The organism is Sessilibacter sp. MAH3 (assembly GCF_054658275.1).
The window spans coordinates 175885-200333 of sequence record NZ_BAAGIE010000002.1; the positions used below are offsets into that span (position 1 = coordinate 175885).

At 41.9% G+C, this 24449-nt stretch carries 21 protein-coding genes; 12 read left to right on the plus strand and 9 right to left on the minus strand.

Features of this window, described 5'->3' with window-relative positions; translation table 11 throughout:
- Positions 1-89 precede the first annotated feature (89 nt).
- Together ACYQ2C_RS02285 and ACYQ2C_RS02290 are read left to right on the plus strand one after the other, a co-directional pair.
- Positions 90-818: an ATP-binding protein gene (locus ACYQ2C_RS02285; RefSeq protein WP_460099584.1), complete on the plus strand. Its 729-nt coding sequence runs from the start codon at positions 90-92 to the stop codon at positions 816-818.
- A gap of 22 nt (positions 819-840) precedes the next feature.
- Positions 841-2613, plus strand: coding sequence for a putative bifunctional diguanylate cyclase/phosphodiesterase (locus tag ACYQ2C_RS02290; protein WP_460048772.1), 1773 nt, complete (start codon positions 841-843; stop codon positions 2611-2613).
- A gap of 29 nt (positions 2614-2642) precedes the next feature.
- Here ACYQ2C_RS02290 and ACYQ2C_RS02295 read toward each other — a convergent pair whose 3' ends face one another.
- The 7 genes from ACYQ2C_RS02295 to ACYQ2C_RS02325 all read right to left on the minus strand — a co-directional run bounded on the left by ACYQ2C_RS02295 (position 2643) and on the right by ACYQ2C_RS02325 (position 11843).
- On the minus strand, positions 2643-3959 hold the full coding sequence (locus tag ACYQ2C_RS02295) for an allantoate amidohydrolase (RefSeq protein WP_460099580.1): 1317 nt from the start codon (positions 3957-3959) through the stop codon (positions 2643-2645).
- Positions 3931-5160: a pyridoxal-phosphate-dependent aminotransferase family protein gene (locus ACYQ2C_RS02300; RefSeq protein ID WP_460099577.1), complete on the minus strand. Its 1230-nt coding sequence runs from the start codon at positions 5158-5160 to the stop codon at positions 3931-3933. Before ACYQ2C_RS02300 ends, ACYQ2C_RS02295 begins: the two co-directional genes overlap by 29 nt.
- 23 nt (positions 5161-5183) lie before the next feature.
- Positions 5184-6014: a sulfite exporter TauE/SafE family protein gene (locus ACYQ2C_RS02305; protein WP_460099574.1), complete on the minus strand. Its 831-nt coding sequence runs from the start codon at positions 6012-6014 to the stop codon at positions 5184-5186.
- 345 nt (positions 6015-6359) lie between these two features.
- The gene (locus ACYQ2C_RS02310; protein ID WP_460099571.1) at positions 6360-7952 is read right to left on the minus strand and encodes a gamma-glutamyltransferase family protein; all 1593 of its coding nucleotides are present in this window, start codon (positions 7950-7952) and stop codon (positions 6360-6362) included.
- A gap of 106 nt (positions 7953-8058) precedes the next feature.
- On the minus strand, positions 8059-9261 hold the full coding sequence (locus ACYQ2C_RS02315) for an amidase (protein ID WP_460099569.1): 1203 nt from the start codon (positions 9259-9261) through the stop codon (positions 8059-8061).
- Positions 9262-9540: 279 nt separating this feature from the next.
- Positions 9541-10545, minus strand: a complete 1005-nt coding sequence (locus tag ACYQ2C_RS02320) for an adenosine deaminase (protein WP_460099566.1) — start codon at positions 10543-10545, stop codon at positions 9541-9543.
- A 176-nt stretch (positions 10546-10721) separates the two neighbouring features.
- Positions 10722-11843: a purine nucleoside permease gene (locus ACYQ2C_RS02325; protein WP_460099563.1), complete on the minus strand. Its 1122-nt coding sequence runs from the start codon at positions 11841-11843 to the stop codon at positions 10722-10724.
- Positions 11844-12102: 259 nt separating this feature from the next.
- Here ACYQ2C_RS02325 and puuE point away from each other — a divergent pair, with 259 nt between their 5' ends.
- From puuE to ACYQ2C_RS02340, 3 genes are all read left to right on the plus strand, one after another.
- The gene (gene puuE, locus ACYQ2C_RS02330) at positions 12103-13008 is read left to right on the plus strand and encodes an allantoinase PuuE (protein WP_460099561.1); all 906 of its coding nucleotides are present in this window, start codon (positions 12103-12105) and stop codon (positions 13006-13008) included.
- Between the two features lie 95 nt (positions 13009-13103).
- Positions 13104-13700: a cupin domain-containing protein gene (locus ACYQ2C_RS02335; protein WP_460099559.1), complete on the plus strand. Its 597-nt coding sequence runs from the start codon at positions 13104-13106 to the stop codon at positions 13698-13700.
- A gap of 23 nt (positions 13701-13723) precedes the next feature.
- Positions 13724-15127, plus strand: coding sequence for an amidohydrolase family protein (locus tag ACYQ2C_RS02340; protein WP_460099557.1), 1404 nt, complete (start codon positions 13724-13726; stop codon positions 15125-15127).
- 54 nt (positions 15128-15181) lie between these two features.
- Here ACYQ2C_RS02340 and ACYQ2C_RS02345 read toward each other — a convergent pair whose 3' ends face one another.
- Positions 15182-15331: a hypothetical protein gene (locus ACYQ2C_RS02345; protein ID WP_460048788.1), complete on the minus strand. Its 150-nt coding sequence runs from the start codon at positions 15329-15331 to the stop codon at positions 15182-15184.
- 622 nt (positions 15332-15953) lie between these two features.
- Between ACYQ2C_RS02345 and ACYQ2C_RS02350 the strand changes: the two genes are divergently transcribed.
- The 7 genes from ACYQ2C_RS02350 (at position 15954) to ACYQ2C_RS02380 (ending at position 24074) form a co-directional block, all read left to right on the plus strand.
- Complete coding sequence (locus ACYQ2C_RS02350) at positions 15954-17321, plus strand: radical SAM protein (protein WP_460099554.1); 1368 nt, start codon at positions 15954-15956, stop codon at positions 17319-17321.
- A 288-nt stretch (positions 17322-17609) separates the two neighbouring features.
- On the plus strand, positions 17610-18350 hold the full coding sequence (gene fnr, locus ACYQ2C_RS02355; protein WP_460048791.1) for a fumarate/nitrate reduction transcriptional regulator Fnr: 741 nt from the start codon (positions 17610-17612) through the stop codon (positions 18348-18350).
- A gap of 1103 nt (positions 18351-19453) precedes the next feature.
- Positions 19454-19663, plus strand: a complete 210-nt coding sequence (locus ACYQ2C_RS02360) for a ribbon-helix-helix domain-containing protein (protein WP_460099551.1) — start codon at positions 19454-19456, stop codon at positions 19661-19663.
- A 17-nt stretch (positions 19664-19680) separates the two neighbouring features.
- The gene (locus tag ACYQ2C_RS02365) at positions 19681-21207 is read left to right on the plus strand and encodes an Eco57I restriction-modification methylase domain-containing protein (protein ID WP_460099549.1); all 1527 of its coding nucleotides are present in this window, start codon (positions 19681-19683) and stop codon (positions 21205-21207) included.
- An 11-nt stretch (positions 21208-21218) separates the two neighbouring features.
- A complete protein-coding gene (locus tag ACYQ2C_RS02370; protein ID WP_460099547.1) occupies positions 21219-22202 on the plus strand; it encodes a BsuBI/PstI family type II restriction endonuclease in 984 nt (327 codons plus the stop codon).
- A gap of 13 nt (positions 22203-22215) precedes the next feature.
- Positions 22216-23316, plus strand: a complete 1101-nt coding sequence (locus ACYQ2C_RS02375; RefSeq protein ID WP_460099544.1) for a GmrSD restriction endonuclease domain-containing protein — start codon at positions 22216-22218, stop codon at positions 23314-23316.
- A gap of 2 nt (positions 23317-23318) precedes the next feature.
- Positions 23319-24074 carry an MAE_28990/MAE_18760 family HEPN-like nuclease gene (locus tag ACYQ2C_RS02380; RefSeq protein WP_460099542.1) on the plus strand — a complete coding sequence of 252 codons (756 nt, stop codon included), beginning with the start codon at positions 23319-23321 and terminating at the stop codon, positions 24072-24074.
- Positions 24075-24124: 50 nt separating this feature from the next.
- On the opposite strand, the gene ACYQ2C_RS02385 is transcribed toward ACYQ2C_RS02380, so the two are convergent.
- Positions 24125-24449, minus strand: a 325-nt coding sequence (locus tag ACYQ2C_RS02385; protein WP_460099539.1) for a hypothetical protein, incomplete at its 5' end; no start/stop codon positions are given.

The window sequence follows — 24449 nt, forward strand, 5'->3', positions numbered from 1 at the left end:
ACCCTAACAGTAGACTAGCAGCATCGGTTTAGCCAAAGTTCAAATGTAAAGTTGAGACGTTTTTTTAATTCATTCAATCGAAATAGAATATGGCATCCACAGACTCCCCCCCAGAATCGGAAGGTTCTGTTTCTAAATTATTTGTTGATAAGTTAATCTACGGAATCACTCACGATTTAGGCGCATCTGCTCGCCAAATGCATCAATTTTCTCAACTTATTGCTAAACAACAAGCCTTACGTGAATTACCTCAGATTGCTGTATGGCTAGATTATTTAGCAATTTCCAGTAAAGATTTTCAAGAAAAGATATTAGCCCTATCTAACTTGAGAGGTATTTCTAAGTCTAAAAATAATAGAATTTATACCAATCTTAAAGATTTAATTAATAGTCATATTAATGATTTCTCAGCCTTATCCAACGACGCTAATATCGATTTTATAAATCACGATATATTTGCAACCGTAAATGTCGAGCATTGGAATTATCTTGTGACGGCATTACTCCAAAATGCTCTAACATTTAGGAAAATTGAAGAGCCTAAAATAGAAACAAAAATAAAGATTCGACTAACCTTAGATGGTTCCATTCTCATTTTTACAATTGAAGACAACGGAATTGGTGTCAGACAAAATAACCACGAAGACCTGTGTAGACCTTTTAAACGTCTATGTGCAAATAACGAATATCCGGGTTTAGGTGTTGGTTTAACAATTTGTTGGTATATCGCAGAACTTAATAATGGACATATCGGATTTGAAAATTCTGATATGGGCGGTTTAAAAGTTGTCTATCAACAACCCACAAGCATCGAGTAACAACTTTAGAAAAATATAATTTATGTCAACAGCAATTGAGAATCGAACCGTGGAGAGCACTATCGTTGAAAGCCAGAATATTTTTCTTATGGCCGAAGATAATCCCTTAGATGCCGAAATTTTTTCAGAAATGTTAAAAAATTCCTTCGGTAACCGGTACTCCATTTTTTGTGTTGATCGATTTAAAAAAATTCTTCAAGCATTAGAAACCAATTCTTTTAACGCTCTAATTCTTGATATGAATTTACCTGATAGCTCTGGCGTTAATAACGTAGTTGAAATTGGCGAGAAGTTTCCAAATCTACCCATCATTGTTTTAACCGGTGACGACGATATACAAAAAGCCATAGATGCTTTGCAAAACGGTGCTCAAGATTATTTATCAAAGAATCACGTTACCCCAGAAACTCTAGAACGGAGTCTTAGATACGCTAGTGAGCGAAAGCAGATCGAGCAAAAACTTAAGTTCGCTTTACAAGATGCCGCATTTAAAAATATTCAATTAGAAGCGCAAGCAAAACACGATTCGTTAACAGGCTTGGCCAACCGCACTTACTTTGCCGATGTCGCCTCCCGAGTTATTCACCGAGCCAGACGCTATAAATGTTTAGCAAGTCTAATGTATTTCGATTTAAACGGTTTTAAAAAAATTAATGATAATTACGGCCATGTAGCAGGTGATGAGTTATTAAAACAGGTTTCTAATCGTTTAATGTGCATTGTCAGAGACACTGAGTTCTTGGCACGCATGGGCGGCGATGAGTTTGTAATCATTACTGACCTATTAAAAGATAAAACCGAAATTTATCCGCTGTTAAAACGCATTCAACAGCAGTTCGATACACCATTTAAAATTGGCCCTCACGAAATTAGCGTGAGCACATCCATTGGTATTGCGTTTTACCCTGAAGCTGACTCTCTGGATTTACTCATTAAACACGCCGATTGTGCGATGTATGAGGCAAAATCAGAGCCTGAAAAATCCATTTGTTTTTATTCTGGTAAATTAGCGGCACAGTATGCAAGAACCCAGAAAATTGAATCCAGTTTTACTAAGGCCATTGAAAAAAACGAATTAGTAGCATTTTTTCAACCTATTATCTCGGTTAGCGATCCGGATTTGGTTTATGTTGAAGCTCTGGCCCGCTGGCATTCCTCCGAGCTCGGTAATATTAGCCCTTCGGAATTTATTCCCATTGCTGAATCGACGCCTACAATTAATAATATAACTCAGATTATTTCGCAAAAAAGCAGTCTATTGAGCCAAGGTTTAAGAATCATGGGCTTACCATTGCAAAAAATTGCGATTAACGTGGATGCATACCAATTAAGTGACCCTCATTTTTCAAGAAGGCTTCTGAATCAAATTGAGATTTCTCACCTTGAACCCAATCAAATTTGTTTAGAACTCACCGAGCGTCAAGTTGTACAAAATATTAATCAATGCAAGACACAAATTGAGCTTTTACGCAGGGAAGGAATAACTTTAGCGTTAGATGATTTCGGCACCGGTTATTCCTCTATTACTTATCTTTTGGATTTACCATTTGATGTGTTAAAAATAGATCGAATTCTTATTGCCGATATTGATAAAAACACCAGAAACCAAGCCTTAGTTGCCGGTATTGTAGAAATGGCGCATCGGTTAGATATGAAAGTTGTGGCGGAAGGGATTGAGAGTAACTGCGAAAAAGATGCCGCTATTAACCTTGGTTGCGATTTTCTCCAAGGATTTTTCTATTCAGGCCCAATGCCTCTAGAAGAGGCTCTATTGTTTTTTCAGTTAAAAAAATAAGGTTGCGATTGTGTTTAATAACCTCTGAGTTATTCAGAGGTTATGCCTGTCATGTAGATTGTTAATGACTGAAAAAAAACTCTTAAGGCTGCATTCACATCTTCTGGAATAACAGATTCGTCAGGATGATGACTGAGTCCTCGCGGACTTCTTAAAAATAACATCGCCATCGGACAAATCTCTGCCATTGCCATGGCATCATGCCCTGCACCAGACGGTAAATAACGAATGGGCAAGCGACTCATGAAAACCGTATCAATGGCTTGGGCAAACACTTCTTGAAAACTCTGTTCACACATCACGGCCGCGGCACGGTGAGTATGACTCCAGCTTAATTCTAAGTTTCTTCGTCCGGCGATGACTTCACTGGTGTCGTTGATGGTTTCAATCACTTGATCACGCAACTGATCATTTTGCGAACGTACATCCAGCGATAGTAGTGTTTGGCCTGAAATGACATTAACTGCACCGGGTTTGGTAAACATCTGCCCAACGGTCGCAACTAAATCACCACCAACGGTGTTAGCGATTTTTTCAATGGCGAGGGTTATTTCTGCGGCACCGCATAAGCTGTCGCGACGTAAATTCATGGGCGTAGTACCGGCGTGACCGGCCTGACCTTTTAGCTGAATGCTCGCGCGTCTTGCACCGGCAATACCCGTAACAATACCAACGGGTAAGTCTTCGGCCTCTAATACCGGGCCTTGCTCAATGTGTAATTCCCAAAATCCTAACACTTTCTCGGAATTTAATTTGGCATTCGCGCATTGCTCTGGATCTAAACCAAAGTTTTTAAGCGCTTGTGCCATGGAAATGCCGTCTTCATCGGTAACGGATAACCAATCGTCTTGCCATAAACCCGCCAGCGCTTTTGAGCCGATCAATGTGGTGCCAAATCGAGTGCCTTCTTCGTCGCAAAAACCGACGATTTCGATCGCATGATCAAAGCGAATATGTTTTTCGTTTAATTCGCTAACAAGTTCAATCGCCGATAAAACACCGAGAATACCGTCGTAGCGTCCCGCGTAAGGAACCGTATCAAGGTGGGAACCTAATATTAACGCCGGTGCTTTTGGCAAGTTACCTTCGTATCGCCCCCAAACATTACCGACTTGATCTTGCCATGTGCTCATGCCCGCGGCATTCATCCAGTCGGCCACTTGTTGATTAGCGAGTTGGTGTTCTGGCGTTAAATACGCGCGAAGAACTCCATCTTTTAAGGCAGAAAATCCCGCTAAGAGGTCACAACGTTCCAGTAATCGTTTACACGCAGACTGACTGTCGAAGTCGCTCAATAATTGTTGCGACATAAATTCTTTACCCATAAACCACAAGCGCAGCGTCAATGCCAGCACCGGGCGTTAATTGATGACCAGATATTCGTAAACAATTTTCAAGAGCAGCAAGAGTAGTCAGTACAGTGTCTTTGCGCGCGTTATACCCCATGGTGCCAATGCGCCAGATTTTGCCAGCAAGTGGACCAAATGAGGTGCCGATTTCGATGCAAAAATCCAACAGCATTTGTTTGCGAATGGCTTCACCGTCAACACCCGGTGGAATTACCACGCCAACCACATTCGACATTTTATGATTTAAATCACCGAATAATTCGAGATTCATGGCGGCTAAACCTTTGTACATGGCTTGGCCGTGCAATTCGTGACGGGCAATGCAGTTATCCAATCCTTCTTGCAAAACAATACGCGCGCATTCACGAGCACCGTAGAGCATGGTGGTTGCTTCGGTATGGTGGTTTAAACGCTCTTCGCCCCAGTAATCTAATATCATCGGTAAATCAAAATAATTCGAGCGAATGCGATCACCGCTGCCTTCAATATGATGAGATGCTTTAATTCCCGATTCTACGTGGTGGCGTTTACGAACGTGTTCGACGAATTTTTCGCTAAGGGTAATTGGGCCGCTGCCAGACGGGCCACCCAGACATTTTTGTAAACCACAAGAAACAGCGTCAATTTGCCAATCGTCGGTTAATAATGTGTTGCCAACAATCGACGCGGTTGCATCGCAATATAAAAGCACACCGTGGTCGTGACAGATTTTTCCAATCTCTTCGAGTGGCTGCAACATGGTGGTCGAGGTATCGCCCTGCACCAACGCTAAAAGCGTAGGTTTAATGCTTTTTATGGCAATTTCTATTTCGTTGGGTGTAAATACTTCGCCCCATGCTTTTTCGATGACATAAACGTCAGCACCGCAGCGCTCGGCAATTTCTTTTAATAAATGCCCAAAACGGCCAAAGACTGGAATTAATACCTTATCACCCGGCGTAATGGCAGATACCAAACAGGCTTCGATGGCAGCGCGTGAGGTGCCATCAATTAATAAAGTCCATCGGTTTTGTGTAACGAAAATATCGCGATACAGCGACATGGTTTCGTTCATGTACGCGGTCATGGCAGGATCATACTGGCCCACAAGCTGCGCCGACATGGCTCTTAATACGCGCGGGTCGGCGTTAATTGGTCCCGGCCCCATTAATAATCGAGCGGGAGGATTTATTTGGTCGTGTTTTTTACTATCGAACATCGTAATTACCTTTTAACTCACGCTTAAAACAGCGTTAAAGCCACTTGAATTAACATGCGCACGCCGGTGATTGCTAAAACAATTGCGAAGATTTTTTTCAACAGAGCACCATCCAATTTGGAACCCAATTTCGCGCCAACCGGTGCAAACAAAACGGTCAAAGGCACAATGGCAACTAAGCCCGGCAGGTTTACCAAACCAAAGGTATATTCCGGCGCATTTTCGGGTGTTTGACCTTGCAAAAGCATCATTAGGGCACCGGGCAATGCAATTAAAAATCCGAAGGCAGCCGCCGTACCAACTGCACGATGGGCAGCAACATTGAACGCTGTTAAGGTAGGTACACCAAGAGTACCGCCGCCAATGCCGACCATCACCGAGAAAAAGCCAATCAAAGAGGCAATAACACTCTGGCCCGGTTTTCCCGGAAGACTTTCGGCCAAGGGTTTTGCTTTGGCCCGAAACAGCATGTTAAGCGAAACTAAAACCGCCATAACACCAAATAAAATACTGAAAATATGGCCATTAACAATGGTGACCAGATAACTGCCACAAAGCACGCCTAATATCATGAACGGCGCCCAGCGTTTAAGCAGATCCCAATCGACATTACCTTTGGTGTTGTGCGCACGAATGGACGAGATAGAAGTAGGAATAATGGTCGCCAAAGATGTGCCGGTTGCAACCACCATGGCTGTTGCCGGATCAATACCCAAGCCTTGGAAAACAAAGTAAAGCACGGGCACAATTACAATTCCACCGCCAACACCTAACAGGCCGGCTAGAATTCCCGCAAAAATACCTGTAAAAATTAACGCGATAAAAACCGGTAGTAATTCAGAAAACTGTTCCACAGAAAACTCGTTTTAAAAAATGGATAAATTAACAATTGGGCCGGTGTTGTTTCAAAAAAACACAAAAGTGTATTTTTCTAAAAGAACACCGAACGATACTAAAGGAAACTCTGATTAACCCAGCGTTTCCAGCGACACAGTGATGTGCCGCTAATTTCAAGAACTGTACGTGATTGAAATTGTGAAGAAATTGAAAATGGCATTTTCAATTTCTGTTCTCGATTAAATCAGAGATGAGTTAATCGGAGGTTCCTAAAGATGCTGATAAAAACTTTTGACGCTGAACATTTGGCTATCGAATCAACACTTAAAAATCAACTCGATAGCGCAGGCAAAAATGAATAATTAAACATTCGCCCAAAGGCCAGCACCGTCACTGCGCGGATCGGTGGCGACTTGTAAATCGCCGTTTTCCGATAAAATAATACCGCCAGCATGACCCATCATTTCGATTTGACTTGGTACTTCAGCAACTTCGTGGCCTAACTTAGTTAAATCTCCGGCAATTTCGTCGGCCAGGTTTTTTTCTAATTTAAGGTTGTTACTAACATCACCCCAAGTACGGCCAAGCAACCAACGATCTTTAGCGATAGCATCTTCAAGTGATAAACCATCATAGATATGACGAGTAAATAAGGCCGCTTGAGTTTGTGGCTGACCTTCGCCACCCATGGTGCCGTAGCTGAAACGTCGGCCATCGTCGAGCAACGCAAATGCAGGATTTAACGTATGCAACGGTTTTGCGTTTGGTGTTAAGTGATTGTGATGATCTTTATTTAAATTAAAACTCAAACCACGGTTATTCCACACCAAACCTAAATCAGGAATGACCAAACCACTGCCAAATTCCCAATAAATACTTTGAATAAACGACACCATAGTACCGTCTTGGTCGAGCGCACCCATCCAAATGGTATCGCCGTGTTCGGCAGGTCGTGGCCATTCTAATGCACGGTTACTGTCAATGGATTTAGCCAACACATCTAATGAGCTGGAATCTAAAAATTCTTGTGCCGATTTTTTCATGCGTGCGCGATCACACACAAAACTATCGCGAATTAAAAACGCTTGCTTAGTACATTCAACAATATGATGCACACGCTCGGCTTCGCTCCAACTTTCTTTATACACTCGGTCGTACAGCGCCAAAATAATTAACGACGCCAAACCTTGCGTGGGTGCGACCATATTAAATAAATGGCCTTTCGAGGTTTTGGTGGTTAAAGGGGTAAGCGCCTCGGCTTTAAATGCCGCTAAGTCTTCACGAGTAATTGGGCTGTCTTGTTTGTCTAATTCTTTAGCAATGGTATTGGCAATATCACCTTGGTAAAAATCCATCAAACCAAGATCAGCAACCGTTAAGTGATCGATCATGTCGGCGAGATTTTTATTCACCAAGGTTTTACCCGCGGTTAGGGTTTTACCATTGTCTAAATAAAGCTCGTTAAACGCTTTAAAACCGTTTAACTCGTCAAAGGTTTTTTCCGATGCAGCTTGGAGGCTTTCGGTAATTTTAATGCCGTTTGCAGCCAAGTCTTTGGCCGGGCCTAATAAACGCGAGAGCGGTAAAGATTTTTTGCCGCCAAAAATATCGCGTACCAAATGCCAACCGGCGATGGTGCCTGCTTGGGTGATTGCCGCCAAACCACCACGGTTTGGAATACTGTCTAACGATTTTTGCGCTAATAATTCTTGATAACGGCCAATGGTTGCCAGGCTACCGGAGCTGCCACAGGCATCAATGGCAACGGGTTTATCACCGGGCTTTTGCACAATCCAAAAACCATCGCCACCGAGACTGTTCATGTGTGGATAAACAACGGCAATGGCAGCTGCGGCTGCAACCATTGCATCGACGGCGCTGCCGCCTTCTTTTAACACCGATAATCCAACTTCCGCTGCTTGTGCATGTGGAGCGGTAAACGCAACCTTAGCCATAATCTAATCCAATAATTCTGGTAATCTTTTTATTAAACGTTGCCAATATTTTTAAAAAATACGCCGTGTTTATTTGGTGTATTTTTGTGCTTCTGTAATGTTGATATTATTTAAACGCTGATGTAAGAGACGATGCCTCTAGATGTTTTATCAACGCCAACAAATCTCTGTCACCACCCTGTTTGGTCATTACCGACAATCCCCAAGCACAGTTATCGCTTTGTAGATACGGCAAGCTTACCTGCACAGATTTAGATAAACCGGCGATGGCCGTTAAACCCATTAACTGATTGCGGTATTCGTTCATAACTTCCGCTGGAGTATCGAGCAAAGGTGCAGCGCCCGGTGCGGTTGGTAGAATCACGCAGGTGTTATCGAGCAAAAATTCTTGTTGAGCGTATTCTAAAAACGCTAAAGCTTGTTGTTCGGCGGCTTCTTTTTGTTCAATCGTGATGGTTTGGCACCACAACAAACGCTCGGTAATGTCAGGGGCAAATTCCGGCTGATAGGTTTCAATCCATTCGCCGTGCTCGCGCCAAATTTCAAAACCTTGCAGTACTCGGAATGCGGCGCTGGCCTTTGCCGTAATCTCAGTTGGCAAAGGTTTTACGTCTATGCGTTCAAACACATTGGCTGCTTTTAGCTCGGTGGTTAATGCAGGTACAAGCTCCAACCAAGCCGTTAGGTTCTCCGGTAACAGAACAACACAATTGCTCAAGGTGCTAATTGTTGACTGCTTCGGCAACAATACATCTGCCACCCTTGCAAGGGTGTCAAAGTCGCGCGTAAGCCAACCGACCGTATCAAACCGTGGCGACAAACCCACCAAGTGCTCAACGCTGATGACGCCGTGCGACGGACGAATTCCATACAAACCATTGTAGCTAGCCGGAACTCGCACCGAGCCGCCGGTATCGGTACCCAAGCCAATATCTACCGCCGAATTAGCCGTAGTAATTGCCGAACCTGAGCTTGAACCACCAGGAACACGACGTGCATCCAGAGCGTTAGCAGGTGTTCCGTAGTGAACATTTACACCGTTTAGACTGTAGGCGATTTCATCGGTGAGCGTTTTTGCTCGAAGCTGAGCCCCAGCCTCTATTAATGCTTTTACAACCGGAGAAGTGGCCTTAGGAATTGGATGCGTGGCCAACCAGTCTGGGTTGCCCGCCGAAGTCGGCAGACCGGCAATATGAAACAAATCTTTTACACCCAAACGCAAACCCGATAAGGCTCCGGCAGCCGGTACGCAATCCGGTACGGTGATACCTTGGCAGTCAAATAGGATTTCAGGGAGATTTTGAGTCATAGTGAGTTACGCAAATTTCTTCAAGCAAAACGCTGTTACATCGTATCAATTGACGCCAAGCTTGCCATAACCTGACCACTTGATCAATTTTTTAATCGAAACGATCCGTTCAAAACTTTCTCGCTAAGAGAATAGATGTTAAAGACAATAAAGTTGGATTTAGCTCGGTATCAAGGCCCAAGAACGAGCCGCTTTAAACGACGAACAATGTGAACAGTTAAAGCCACAGAACTTTTGGCTCTTAAAGAGTTGCACTTCAAGAGCCAAGAACATGACACGCTATTGAGCAACCGCGTCGATTTCGGCCAACCACTTTTGTTGCTCGGCTTCAGAGATAAAGCTCGCCAAGAAGCTGTTTTTAGCCAGTGCAACAATCTGCTCTGCGCTCGGTGACAAAGCTTCATCAACGGCAATAAAGTTTTGATTCATGTAACCGCCAAAGTACGCGGGATCATCAGAGTTGATCATCACGCGAATGCCGCGATCAAGCAGCGTTAGTAGCGGGTGTTTCGCCATGTCGTCATAAACACACAAACGCACATTCGATAATGGGCAGACGGTGAGCGCCATGTTCTCGTCGGTAACGCGCTGCATTAGGGTCTCACTTTCGGTGATGCGAACACCATGATCAATACGATCAATGTTTAGTAAATCTAATGCTTGCTCAATGTAATCTGCTGGACCTTCTTCACCGGCATGAGCAACCAAGCGCAAGCCCGCTTCTTTGGCTTTGGCAAATACATTGGTGAACAACTGTGGTGGGAAGTCTTTTTCCGATGAATCCAAACCAACACCCTGAATTAAATGCAACCAAGGTTGTGCTTGTTCCCAGGTTTGCAGCGCGTCAGCTTCAGGAAGATGACGCAAGAAACACATAATCAATTGACTGCTAATGCCCAGTTTTTCTTGGCCTGCTTTTAAGGCATCGTCGATACCTTGAATAACTTCGCCAAATTCAATACCACGACTGGTATGGCTTTGCGGATCAAAAAAGATTTCGCAGTGAACCACTCGATCTTCAGCGCAGTGTTCAAGATAAGCCCACGTTAAATCGTAGAAATCTTGGCGGGTTTGCAGTACGTCGGTTGCTTGGTAATACAGATCTAAAAACGATTGCAGATCGCTAAAATCATAAAGCGCCGCTAACTCTTCAGCATTCGCGTAAGGCAGTTCGATATTGTTGCGTTTGGCCAGCGCAAAAACCATTTCTGGCTCTAGCGTACCTTCAATGTGCAAATGCAATTCGGCTTTGGGTAATTTTTTTATCAGTTCTAGATTGCTCACGTAAGACTCTCAATATTTAACAATTAGACCCTTTAATGAATTCACCGACGAATTCATTAAAGGACAGAAATAGCCAATGCAATTTCTTATTTTCTGTTTTTAGGTGCTTTGATCTCAGTGGCGGTAATTGCAGCAGTATTAATTTCAGTCACCGCTCACAGGATCATTGCTTTTTATTACTGTTCGGCCTTAACTTCGTAAGGCAATTGGGTTTTGTAGCTGTCCCAATTTTTAACGATGTCATTAACCACGGTGCTACCCACCATGTAAGCGGTCTCTAAAGACAACGCCAAACCTTCGTAGCTTTCGCCTTCGCTGGTTAAGCTTTCGGCGGCGGTTTTGCCGGGTTCTGGAATAGTAAAGTTACTGGCGCTACGCAATACCATTAAGCGATCGTAGTCGGCTTTACCGGCGCGATCTAAATAATAAAGCGATTGAGCTGTGCCGGTATCTTCCATGGCAGAAGACACAAACTCACCCTCGCCATCGCTCCAGTATTTCACCCATTCATTGGCCCAATCGTTAAGAATTTCACCGTGCCAGAAGGTCATAGCAGCAAGGTTATCGCCTTTAAGTACAAACGGTGGTTTTTGCGCATTGGGATATTCGCTGAAATGCTCACGAGTTTTGGCAACCGCAGGATCATCGGGTAATTCAAGATCTTTGGTCATCTCAAAAGCCCAATCGGTGAGATCACCATTAATTTTGAACACCTCGCCTTGGTTTGGTGGACGATTTTCGTCAAAAGGACCTTTAGAAAACAATGGGAAGAAGCCGGTTTTCCAATCCTCAGGAATTTCTCGCGCATCGATCTCGTGACCAAAATCGCCATCAACCAGATACTCAGCCCAAGCCGCCGAACCGATGGATGCATCCGCCGGATCAAAACCGGAAATTCCCGCCACTAACCAATAAGCCTTCGATAGATCAAAACGTGGGTCTAATCCTAATGCCATGATTGCAGAGGTAGATTTCATGGTGCCCATACCGGTGACGATACCCAAAACACCGGTTTCTTCATTCATGTAGATGTCGTGAAATGACTGAGGAAAATCGTATTTAGTATTCAAGCCTTGGCGCTCTTTCCATAACTGGAATTCACCGGCGGTATCGCCCTGATCTTCGCCAATTTCAAACATTGTGACGACTACCACCTTAACTTCTTTGGGTGCAGCAACTTCCGCTTTCGCAGCCGGAGTTTCAGAAGCTTGTGTCGTTTTGGTTTCTGATCCACAAGCGGCGAGGATAGAAGTAGCAAGTACCGCCGTGGCAAACGGCAAACGATGTAAAAATTTCACGGATGGTTTCCTCAAATGTAAACGTTGGTTGCGCAATCGTTGGCGTTTTATTGTAACGGCTCTGAAAGAGAGATAAACCCAAAAGCAAAAAACCAACCAATTGGTCAGCATTTTGCCTTATGGAAACAATTTAACGCAATAACACAACAGAAACACTTTACACGAGTAACAATCACATTCACTCAGTTGTAAGCTGTTATGCAGATTCAACTTAGCTAACCGTTTTACATTCAACATTGATCAGCAAGAACCAATCATCATGACCGAAAACACTCGCGACCTGATCGGCTACGGCCAAAACCCACCGAACCCAAAGTGGCCCAATAACGCTCGCATCGCACTGCAATTTGTTATCAATTACGAAGAAGGTGGTGAAAACTGTATTCTTGATGGCGACCCGGCCTCGGAGAAATTTCTATCCGAAATCGTCGGCGCAGAAGCTTATGTAAATCAGCGCCACATGAGCATGGAATCGATCTACGAATACGGCTCGCGCGCTGGATTTTGGCGCCTACACCGCCTGTTTACCGAACGAAATCTACCGGTAACCGTATTCGGCGTGGCGCAAGCATTAGCAAAGCATCCTGAAGCGGTAGAAGCTATGCTGGAGGCCGATTGGGAAATTGCCAGCCACGGCTTGAAGTGGATTCACTATCAAGATATGGACATCAACAAAGAACGCGCAATGCTTGAACAAGCCGTTGAGATTCATACCAAGGTCACGGGCTCAAGACCACTGGGTTGGTATACCGGCCGCGACAGCCCTAACACGCGCCGTTTAGTCTCAGAATTTGGTGGCTTTAAATACCACGCAGATTCCTACGCCGACGACCTGCCCTACTGGTGCTACGACTTCGAACAGCCTTTGTTGACAGTACCCTACACGCTCGACAGTAATGATATGCGATTTGCAACGCCACAAGGCTTTAACGCTGGTGATCAATTCTTTAATTACCTGAAAGACAGCTTCGATTTTTTATACGAAGAAGGTGAACGTGCGCCGAAAATGCTCAGTATTGGTTTGCATTGCCGCCTTGTGGGTCGTCCTGGTCGAGCCATGGCTTTAAAACGATTTTTAGATTACGTCATGTCTTTTAGCGACGTTTGGGTGTGTAGAAGAATTGATATTGCCAATCATTGGCATACGCATTTTCCAGCAAAATAACGCTAAACACTCAACAGTGAATGATTCACAAAAGTATCAGAAACTCTGATTAACAGAGCGTTTAGAAGTTGGTTGGGCTAAAAAGGATTATATTTGTGTTTTTAAACAGCGCGCACAAACAGTGGCTACTGGCAGGCTTAATGATGTTTGGTTCAGCCACACAAGCGGAAGAAATTAATTCAACCATGACAAAATCAGCCATTTCAACCGAAGCTCTCATCAAAGCGCTTAATTTAGAGCAGCATGTAGAAGGCGGTTATTACCGCCGAACCTACCAATCCGATCAGCGCGACATGGTAAACACCAGCGGCGGTGAACGATTTTTGTTAACGTCCATTTACTACCTGTTAACGAACAAATCTCCTATTGGTCACTGGCACAAGAACCAGTCAGACATACTGCACTTTTTTCACTTGGGCGAACCTATTACCTATTATTTAATTCATCCTGATGGCTCGTTGGAAACCGTAGTAATGGGCAGTGACCCCACCAAAGGACAACAACTTCAATTATTGGTGAAAGGCGGCACATGGAAAGCATCACATTTACGACAAGGTGAATTTGGACTGATCAGTGAAGCGGTATCTCCGGGTTTTGATTTTGCCGATATGCAGCTGGGGTCACGACAAGTATTGCTTGAACAATTTCCTCAACACCAAGAACTTATTCAACAATTTACGCGCGAAAAATAATGAGAAAATTCACGAAAAAATCTATGACATTTCAAACTGGATTGGTAAGAACAACTCTCTCAGCAGCCTGTATTGGACTTTTCTCTTTAGAGACTTTTGCCAGTGATGTTGATCTTATTGTTGAGGGCGATTATGTTGTCACCATGCAAGATGACGACTCAATTATTGAGCAAGGCGCAATCGCAATTAAAGATGGTGTTATTGTAGAAGTCGGAAAAGCCGATAACATTCGCAAAAAATATCAAACCAGTAACATCATTCCCGGCCACGAAAAAGTTCTCATGCCCGGACTCATTAACGGCCACAGCCACAGTGCAATGACGTTATTTCGCGGCATTGCCGATGATCTTGATTTAATGGATTGGTTAACCCAATACATTTTTCCCATCGAAAACAAATTTGTGACGCCTGAGTTTATTAAAACCGGGGCAGAACTCGCCTGTTATGAAATGATTCAGTCGGGTACAACCACCTTTGTGGATATGTATTTTTATCCAGAAGTGATTGCCGATGTTATGGTAGATTGCGGATTAAGAGCCATCATTACCGCACCCATGATTGATACCCCAAGCCCAGGCTTTAAGGGTTGGAATGATTCATTTAGCGCTGGTGAAAAATACGTGCGCCAGTGGCAAAATAAACACCCGCGAATTACTCCGGGGTTTGGCCCTCACGCACCCTACACGGTGATTCCTGAGCACTTAAAACAGGTTGGCGAAGTTGCTAAAAAATTATCGGCGCCGATTTCAATTCATGTTGCCGAAACCAGCGGCGAAACCGATATTATTCAAAGTCAGTATCACAAAACGCCTGTAACTCACGTGCTATCACAGCTGCAAGATAATTGGATTATTGCCGCACACATGGTTCATCCACTGGAATCAGAGTACCCAAGTATGGCAGCCGCTAATCTTGGAGCCATTCATAATCCCACCTCTAACGCAAAACTAGCATCGGGATTATCACCCGTACCAGAAATGCTGAACGCAGGAATTCGCGTTGGTTTGGGTACCGACGGTGCTGCCAGCAATAACAACTTAGACATGTTTGAAGAGATAAGAACCGCGGCGCTTATTCACAAGCTTGAAAGCGGCGATCCTAAAAAGCTACCAGCACTGGATGCTTTAAAATTGGCGACAAAGTACGGCGCAGCCGCAATTGGGTTCGAGAGTAGCATTGGTCAACTAAAAACGGGTTATTCAGCAGACTTAATTCAGTTGGATTTAAGCGAGGCTCGAATTCACCCAATTTACGATATTATTTCACATCTCGTCTATGTAATTGATTCCGATCAAGTGGTAACAACCATCGTAGACGGCAAGGTACTGATGTTAAATAAAGACGTAAAAACGTTAGATGGCCGAAAAATTAAAGAAGAGGCTCAACACAAGGCGAAAGAAATACAACAATACTTGCGAAAACACTAATTAATAGAAAATATCAAGAGCCTCAAAGTCAAACAACCAACGCGTTGTACCACCTCAGTGATGATTTTTAATCACTTCTTGTTGAGGCTCTTTTTTCAATTCGGTACGAATGTGCTGAATCATGTATTTGCTTGCATAAACAACTACAGCACATGTAGCCACTACAACGATAATTCCAGATAAAATAACTGTGTCGAAATACATGATTTAGCTCCTTAGCGATGTAATTTCATTTTTATTGTATAGCTACAAAGTAAAGCAAATTCACCTTTAGCAATTGCCTTAAATCAAGTAAATGTTTGACGAATTATTTTTCTACAAAAATCATTTAATTAAAATCAAATAACCCATTGCTCACGCATAAAATTTCAAACAAAACCTAATAAAAACTATGACCTTTATATAAGAGTAGAGGTTTGGTTAACAACTACAAAGTCAGAAAAATTAATCGTTTCTTTATCAGCTCTTTTATTAATTAAAGGAACCTCTGAGGTACTCTTCTATAAACTAATCAGAAGTTCCATCATATTGATATCAAAATGAATACCGTCTTATCACATTATTTTTCTCCACGAATAACCGAACACTAGCGATTAGCACCATTAATATTCCCTCACGCCATCACCAAAAAAAAGTCTTGTTAGAGCTATTTTTATAACCGCCAGTTGATTCAAATCAATCTATACAATTCCTTGATGATTAGAGTTGGCGGCCGGTTGATACAGGCCAAATGATTTTTTTCGTTTTGTTTTTAAGTAAGCAAAACCAAACATCGGCGGTATCGATAGTAGTTACTGATATTTGGTGAGAAAAAGATAAACATAACATGAGAGAAAATGGTTTTATGCCTGCGTTCACTCCTCCCAAAGCAGACCTGCTTGCTAGACTCAGCACGTGCCCAACGTTACAGGTGCCTTATCCGCCCATTGAAACGTTTAAAGAATTGGAATTTCAGGCGGAAGATCTTGAAAAGCACTTAAGAGCTTCTCAGTCTTTCGCCATCCATCTACACATTCCTTTTTGCAAAGAGCTTTGCAATTATTGTAATTGCAATATTGTGGTCACTCGACAATACGGTTTGGCGGCGCAATATGCCGACTATTTAAAACAAGAAATCCAGTGGTACGGTCAAATCATCAAGGGAATGAGCCAAAAACGACTACCGCCGAAGCAAATTTATTTTGGCGGCGGCACTCCGACCTTTCTGTTAGCCGATGATTTACGACGAGTTACTTACGAAATTGAAAACTCCTTTGGCGTATCACACGCTGTAGATCGAGATTATTGCATTGAAACCGATCCAAGAACGGTAGATACAGAGCTCGTCAGTCTTGTTAAAAGCTTGGGATTTAACCGCATTCATTTTGGTGTTGAAGATTTTAGTACACAGGTTCAGCAAGTCATTAATCGAAAATACACCTTCGAAAAACTGAAACAATCAACCTCAGATGTTCGCTCGCAAGGCATTCAATCCGTCAGTTTCGACGTTACCTTTGGATTACCACAACAGAGCTTGGGCTCATTTATGAGCAGCCTAAAACAACTGTTAAAACTGTCGCCCTCACGAGTTGTTCTGCGTAAATATCACCACAATCCCAAAATATTTACCTCACAATCGCTGATTGATATCGAATCAGTTCCCGAAGATAAAACCGTTATGGAAATGCGCACCTTTGCCATCAACCATCTTCAAAGTAGCGGTTATTGCGCAATTGGCCCCGATTGCTTCGTTAGCAACGATGACCCCTTGTGCGATGCAACCAAAAGTGGTCGTCTACAATGGACTCAACATGGCTATGTTCCAGACGTTGCCGATACCGTCATTGGTTTTGGATTGTCGGCGATATCCAGTACGCCATCAGCCGTTTGGCAAAACCAGTTGGGTTTACGTGACTATACCCGCCAAGTGAGAAGCTACGGACACTCGGTTTATCGCGGTACGGAACTGTCGGTCGATGATCAAATAAGAAAAGAAATCACTCAACGCTTACTGTGTAATTTAGAAGTGAATAAAGAAGAGTTTGAAAGCCGCTGGAAAACCAGTTTCGACCATTATTTTGCAAAAGAATTATCTAATTTAGAACAAGAGTTTGGGCAACAAATGGTAATCAGTAATCAGCAAAAACTAAGATTAACACCAAGCGGTCAATGGTTTGCCAATCAATTGGCTTCCTACTTCAGACGTGCGGGCTAATAAGCCCGCATTTCATACCGATGTTCCCTGCTATATAGTCTATTGTTATTGCAGTAAAAATAAACAAATTGAATTTTTGAGCTGTTGATCGAATAAAAAATTTATTGATTATTACCAAGGAAGCTAAGTTTTGCGCAAAGAAGGCGTATTTGTAAATTCTCACGCCTCGAAGCTATCGACCTATCTCCCTCAATAACGTATATTGCTGATATAGCAACCTTAAACTATGCACTCAGATCAAAAGTCCTGTAGAATTTCAACAAGATAAGCCCGGTAGGAAAGTTACCTATGACTGTTACCTCATATGTACGATGCAGTAACTGCGCTGTAAGTAAGTTTTGTCTGCCTCACACCCTGTCCAACGATGATATTGGCCAACTAGAAGGTGTGGTGCAACAAAAGCGTGTACTCCATGCGGGTGAGACCCTTTATCATACCGGTGATCATTTCGAAGGGTTGTTCGCCATTAGCTCAGGCAGCTTCAAATCGGTGGTAATTGCAACCAATGGCGATAGCCAAATCACCGAGTTTTCATTCCCTGGTGAAATTTTAGGCTTTGATGCCTATCACGGTAAAACTCACAACAGCTTTGCAGAAGCGCTAGAAACCAGCAGCGTTTGCTTTTTGCCGCAAGCACAACTCGACAATTTGTCACAAAAAGTTCCTGCGCTTCAGCAGCAACTGTACAACCTATTCTCCGCCGAGATTCAAAGCAATAACGAATTCCTATTGATGATGGGCAAGCGCTCCGCAGAAGATCGCCTAGCAGCGCTGTTAATCAACATTTCTAGTCGTTACTCACAACGCGGATATTCTGCAACGCACTTCCGTCTTTCTATGTCGCGTACAGATATCGCCAACTACCTTGGCCTTACTATTGAAACCGTAAGCCGACTTATTCGCAGGTTCCAAAAAGAAAGCCTTATTGAAGTTGCCCAGCGTGACATCACCATTATTGACCTTGTAGGATTAAGTGAGCTAGCTGGCACACACTGCTCCTACGACCAAAAAGTGGCGAGTGCTGAATAACACAAATTTATACTTCGCTTTGAATTGTGATGAGTATTTAAAGCGGTTTGTCTACACGTATTCCCACATTAGATTACCTTCTACCGATCTCGGTCGGTAGAAAAGCTCCTCTTAGTTCTGCAACACTTTCTAATCCCGAAGCATTTTCTCATCAAAAAGCACCGTCAATAAATTCTTATTCGTAACGATTTATTACTTAGAACAATTCCACGTTAAAATAACTTGGTATTGCTTTTAAAGAATCATTGAGCCTTCTAAAAATACCGAATTCCTTGGCCAAAAATGTTCGCAAAACATATCAAAAAAACTTTTTTTATTTAATATAAAAATCTGAACAGCCTTACAAATTTTCAATTATAAATATAGAAAAACAAGAATGTAGAATCAGTTGTAATCTTAGATAACTTTGCCGTAAGTAACTATTCACAAACTTAATTAAAATCAACTACATTACAAACAGCGATCAAATTAACAAAATTCCGCCAAACAACTCACAAAAAACTACCCATTCGATTTAATCAACCGACTAAAACACTCAACACCACCAATTAAACCTGTACTTAACAATCTATTCGTATACAGCAATTAGGGCATTGAGTTAAATCAATCTTAAAAATTAGATATTTGACGGGAAACAAACTATCAATCAACGGTCATTGCGAACAGGGCCGAAAGTCTTTGGTAAATGCCTTACAGCTTCATCCTCATTTCAGTAATTGCGGCCCGTTCAGTTTGTTGCTTAGCTTTGCATTAGTCCCGCTCGGGTTCTTAACCTATCTCTCCGCGTTAACTTCGACGAGTTTTTTAAGGCAGAAAAAAACCCAACATCGTGGAGCTTTTTAAAATTCTATGGTGGTGAGGGAGGGAGGGACTTACAGCGATTTCGTCATTTCCGTCCGTATCCAACAGAGATAGGCGCCAACTCGCTACAGTTGAATGAATTTAACAAGGCTGTATGCACCTGCAACCCTCGATCAGGTCAACTATTAATCATCAAACACATAATCATCAAACACAGAGCAACAATGGTTCTTTCAAAATCCTTTCGACCAAAGCCCACAGATCCGTTACAGTGTAACGCGATTTAGCTTAGGGGCTTCACCGTGGATAAAACCGCAACACAACGACAACAACGCTACCGGGAACAGATAACCAAAGGCGAAAAGAAACGCCTTCAGGTGGTGCTTGATCGAGAAGAAGCCGACAAGCTGATCAATATTTGTGCAGCCGAAGGAATCAGCAAAACCGAGTTTATCAAACGAGCCATTTCACAACATCAAAAACATAATACAAACTCAGCACAAAACAGATAGTTAAAACGGTATAACCAATGCTTCAACGACTTACAAATTCAGGCCCAATGAACGAGGTGCTTGAACTTCAAAGCACATACCTACGTTCAAAACCACTCGAAGATAGAAAATCATTAGGCCAGTTTTTCACCGCACCAGTTGTCGCCAACTATATGGCTTCAATGCTGCACAAGCCCAAGGATAAAAAAGTAAGAGTTCTTGATGCTGGTGCCGGTACGGGAATTTTAACCGTGTCAACGGCTGCTCAACTATTGGAACTGGACTGTAAGTTGGTTCACGCGGTTTTGTATGAACTCGATTCTTCAGTTATCTCGCACCTGAATCAAACCATGAAGTTGATTGAAAACCTTTATCAGTCGAAAAAAGGTCAATTCACTTTTGAAGTTAGAAACAGTGATTTTGTGCTTGATCGACCAGCTAAACTAGAATCATTTGATGTGTCAGTAATCAATCCGCCATACTTCAAATACAATGTTAAAACTTCTCCATATGCAAAAGCCGTAAGTGATTTGTATAGCGGTGATCCTAATATATACGCCTCTTTTATGGCTATTGTTACCGCCAGCCTCAATGAAGGCGGTCAAATGGTGGCAATTACCCCGCGCAGCTTCACCAATGGACTTTACTTCAAAAACTTCAGGGACTACTTATTAGGCGCTACGGCAATCGAATCAATACACATATTCAAACACCGTAACCGTGTTTTCAAAAATGATGCGGATAAGGTTTTACAGGAAAACATTATTTGTAAGTTCGTGAAATCAGCGAACTATGAAACGGTTGAAGTACGTGCAAGTGACTGTGATTCAAGCCTAACCAATACGACCATTCAAAAGTATCCTCTGGAATTAATCGTTGATCGATCAAACGACCAACGCTTGATAAGAATTCCTGAATCACTTATGGAAGCTAAACATCTAAAACAAGCTGAACAACTAGAATCTACTTTCACAGATTCAGGCTACTTCATTTCTACTGGCCCAGTAGTCGAACACCGAACACGAAACTTCATAGTTTCAGCTGATAATCGAAGCAACACCGCACCACTATATAGGCCACATAATGTTACCCCTTATACGGCTTTGTGGACTGGCGAGGACAAGAAAGATGTTCGCTTTGAACTACAAGAACAACATGAAAAGCACATGTTAAAAAACAAAAACTATGTATTGTTGAAACGTTTTTCCTCCAAAGATGAAAAACGGCGCTTAGTATCTGGCGTTTATCTGGCGAAGTATTTTGAAAACCTCGAATTTATTGGATTTGGAAACAAGGTCAATTACATTGGTGTAAAGTCTGGCGAACTGACGAAAAAAGAAGCTTATGGTTTATCGGCTATTTTCAATGGATCATTCTTTGATCGTTACTTTAGGTGCATATCTGGCAACACCCAAGTGAATGCAACTGAAATCCGTGTAATGCGCTTCCCAACTCGCGACCAAGTTAGAACCATTGGTGAAGAAGTTTTGAAGCTCAAAGCTTTTGACGCAGACAAGAACAACACAATTGTTAATCGAGTTTTAAAGATCAAAGACACCGTTTAAGGAATAGCACCTTGGAATTCACAGAAGAACAACAAACCAAGCTTGGTCAAGCTAAAGAGATACTTCAAGAACTGGGACTACCACCCGCGCAATACAATGACCGTTCAGCATGGGTATTTTTGGCATTGGCGAACATTAAGCCTGATGAAGCATGGGAAAGTACAACTGCGCCATTATTACCAACTTATGTGATTATGGATTTTATACGCAATCATTACGGCAAGGACTACAAACCCAACAGCCGCGAGACGATAAGAAGACAAACTCTTCACCAATTTGAACAGGCTCGAATCATTGACCGCAACCGTGACGACCCAACACGCCCAACCAATAGCAAAGACAATAACTATTCTTTGAATCAACCAATCATCGACATATTGAAGGCTTATCCTAACGCTGATTGGAAGCAACAAATTGAAGTTTTCAAACAAGCAGTTCCCGAACTTCAAGCTCAGTACGAGCGCAGTCTACAAAAACACCAAATTCCCATTACCTTACCCAATGGCGATATAATCAAGCTATCACCCGGAAAGCACAACCAGCTTCATGCAGACATTGTGCATGATTTCTGCTCCCGGTTTATTGGTGAAGGAGGACGCCTTCTGTATATCGGTGACACTGCCAGTAGTCGCAAGGAGGGCGGGAAACTGATGTATTTGGAATCTAACTATCTGGAAAGCTTAGGTGTACCGCCGATGTCACATGACAAACTACCGGATGTTGTTGTGTACGACGAAAAAAGGGAATGGTTATTTTTAATCGAAGCCGTTACAAGCCATGGACCGGTATCACCCAAACGATGGCTTGAGCTTGAACAAAATTTCAGAAATTGCAAAGTCGGCTTGGTATATGTGACAGCTTTTCCAGACCGTGTAGAGTTTCGAAAAAATGCAGCTGACATAGCTTGGGAAACTGAGGTCTGGATAGCAAAAAATCCAGACCACATGATCCACTTTAATGGGGATCGATTTTTAGGCCCACACCCAAACAAATAGCTTTGGACAAAGTATGACCACCCTTCTAGAAACACAACAAAATATACAGACTGAAATAGTAGAAGCAAGAAGAACAATAAAAACAGACGACTATTCAATGTCAATTGGAGAGTTAATAAACTTATATAAAGACGGAGAAATTACTCTTGACCCAGCATTTCAACGACTTTTTAGATGGGAACGTGAACAAAAAACAAAGCTTGTTGAGTCAATTTTAATTGGCATACCTGTACCAGGAATTTTTGTGGCTCAAAAAACAGATGGCACTTGGCATGTGGTAGACGGAGTCCAGCGGCTTTCTACAATTTTTCAACTAGTTGGTGAACTAAAAGAACATGATCCATTAAAGTTAACATATTGCAAATACATCCCCTCGCTAGAAAATAAAGTTTGGGGAGAACTTCCAACATCGACACAAAGAGAATTTAAAAAGTCAAAAATTAGAGTCAATATTATATTGACTGAAAATAGTGATGAAGCACAGTATGAACTATTTCAGCGATTGAATACTGGTGGAACCGAACTGTCTGAGCAAGAAGTCAGGAACTGTTTAATGCTGATGATTCAACCGAAATTTTACGAAAAAATTAATACACTTAAAAACTATAAAAATTATTTAGAATGTATTAATTCGATAAAAGAGCACCAGCTAAAAAAAGAATTCCACATGGAGCTAATTCTGCGAATGATTATTGGCTTTGAAGGCAAGACCGATTTCAGAAAATATGAGCCGATAAATAAATCGTCGATAAGTGACTTTATAGATCAAGAAACAATAAGGCTTATGGATAGCTTTGATATCGATTCTTTCGAATCAATTTTTAACAGAACTTTTGACAAATTAAAATCGGTACTTGGCGAATCTGCTTTTAAAAAATTTGATACAAAACGCAGTTCATTTTCCGGTCCGTTTAACGTCAGTGTATTTGAAATGATTACCTCAGGATTTGCCAAGAATATAGACTCTGTAGAAAACATTGGAAATTCAGAGGTTCGAGAAAAAATTGAAAAAATTTATTCTATCACAGACATACAAGAATCTCTCGCACGAGGAATAAAACCAATCAAGCGGTTCAAAGAATTAACAAGCTTTTCGAGAAAGTACTTCAAATAATCATGAAAAATGACGATTTAATAGAAAGAATCGAATCTGATTTAGGTTGGAGAAAAAAAGAAGTTTCAAATCTACTTCTTCTTGAAAACGAGGACAATCAGCTACTAATAATAAAATCCACCTTGTTATTACTATATTCACACTGGGAGGGCTTTGTAAAAAATGCCTGTAAAACTTATCTCGAATACGTCTCAAACAAGAAAATTAGCACGAATATCCTTACGGATAACTTTCAAGCAATCGCACTAAAAGGGAAAATTCAAGAACTTTACAAATCAGGAGAAACATTAACACTTGCTAATGAACTTGCTTTCATGCAAAACATCAACGGAACAAAAGCTAAAATATTTTCTGTAAAAAATAACTTCTCAAAATTAGAAAAAGACAAAACAATAATCAATACAAAAAACAATTTAAGCTTTAAAGTCTTTAAGTCAATATTAACGATAATAGGGATAGATTACTCAGACAGCATTGACACAAAATGTGCTTTTATCGATGAAAAATTATTGGGTAATCGTAACAAAATCGCTCACGGCAACAGAATTGAAAACAGTGATGAAGGCTTATATTTAAGTATCAATGAATTAAAAGAAGTTAAAGAACTTATATTTTATTTAATGGATACACTTTCTGAGGATTTGATGTTTTTTGCAGAAAATGAACTTTATTTCAACTCCAACCAAGAAAGAACCAAAGTATACTTGCAAGAAAAATCTGAAAACATTAGGCGTAAGCTATCTAACCCTCATTTATGAAAATAGCTTTTACTACACGAAAATCACTACCAAGTAAATTTCTTGGAATATTATTTTCCTCCAAGAATTGTACTAATAATCTCCAGATTGCTTCGGCCCTTTGGGCTGCGCCGCCTTTGGCGTCTTGTCGCAAATACTTTGTATTTGCTCGAACCGCTCGGGTTCTCACCCTCTCTCACCGCGCTAGTCTTGGCGGATATTCTCGAGAATAAAAAAAGCCCCAACATCGTGAAGCTTTTTAAATTTGGATTTGATTGTCGGTCGGGATTAATCAAAACAATCTTCGGATTGTTTTGACCCTTTGGGCTGCGCCGCCTTTGGCGTCTTGTCGCAAATACTTTGTATTTGCTCGAACCGCTCGGGTTCTCACCCTCT

What these genes read in the sequence shown, in the direction of transcription:
- ACYQ2C_RS02285 (WP_460099584.1), top strand. Translation starts at nt 90, where the DNA reads ATGGCATCCACAGACTCCCCCCCAGAATCGGAAGGTTCTGTTTCTAAA.
- ACYQ2C_RS02290 (WP_460048772.1), top strand. Translation starts at nt 841, where the DNA reads ATGTCAACAGCAATTGAGAATCGAACCGTGGAGAGCACTATCGTTGAA.
- ACYQ2C_RS02300 (WP_460099577.1), bottom strand. Translation starts at nt 5,160, where the DNA reads ATGTTCGATAGTAAAAAACACGACCAAATAAATCCTCCCGCTCGATTA.
- ACYQ2C_RS02310 (WP_460099571.1), bottom strand. Translation starts at nt 7,952, where the DNA reads ATGGCTAAGGTTGCGTTTACCGCTCCACATGCACAAGCAGCGGAAGTT.
- ACYQ2C_RS02315 (WP_460099569.1), bottom strand. Translation starts at nt 9,261, where the DNA reads ATGACTCAAAATCTCCCTGAAATCCTATTTGACTGCCAAGGTATCACC.
- puuE (WP_460099561.1), top strand. Translation starts at nt 12,103, where the DNA reads ATGACCGAAAACACTCGCGACCTGATCGGCTACGGCCAAAACCCACCG.
- ACYQ2C_RS02340 (WP_460099557.1), top strand. Translation starts at nt 13,724, where the DNA reads ATGACATTTCAAACTGGATTGGTAAGAACAACTCTCTCAGCAGCCTGT.
- ACYQ2C_RS02345 (WP_460048788.1), bottom strand. Translation starts at nt 15,331, where the DNA reads ATGTATTTCGACACAGTTATTTTATCTGGAATTATCGTTGTAGTGGCT.
- ACYQ2C_RS02350 (WP_460099554.1), top strand. Translation starts at nt 15,954, where the DNA reads ATGAGAGAAAATGGTTTTATGCCTGCGTTCACTCCTCCCAAAGCAGAC.
- fnr (WP_460048791.1), top strand. Translation starts at nt 17,610, where the DNA reads ATGACTGTTACCTCATATGTACGATGCAGTAACTGCGCTGTAAGTAAG.
- ACYQ2C_RS02365 (WP_460099549.1), top strand. Translation starts at nt 19,681, where the DNA reads ATGCTTCAACGACTTACAAATTCAGGCCCAATGAACGAGGTGCTTGAA.
- ACYQ2C_RS02375 (WP_460099544.1), top strand. Translation starts at nt 22,216, where the DNA reads ATGACCACCCTTCTAGAAACACAACAAAATATACAGACTGAAATAGTA.
- ACYQ2C_RS02380 (WP_460099542.1), top strand. Translation starts at nt 23,319, where the DNA reads ATGAAAAATGACGATTTAATAGAAAGAATCGAATCTGATTTAGGTTGG.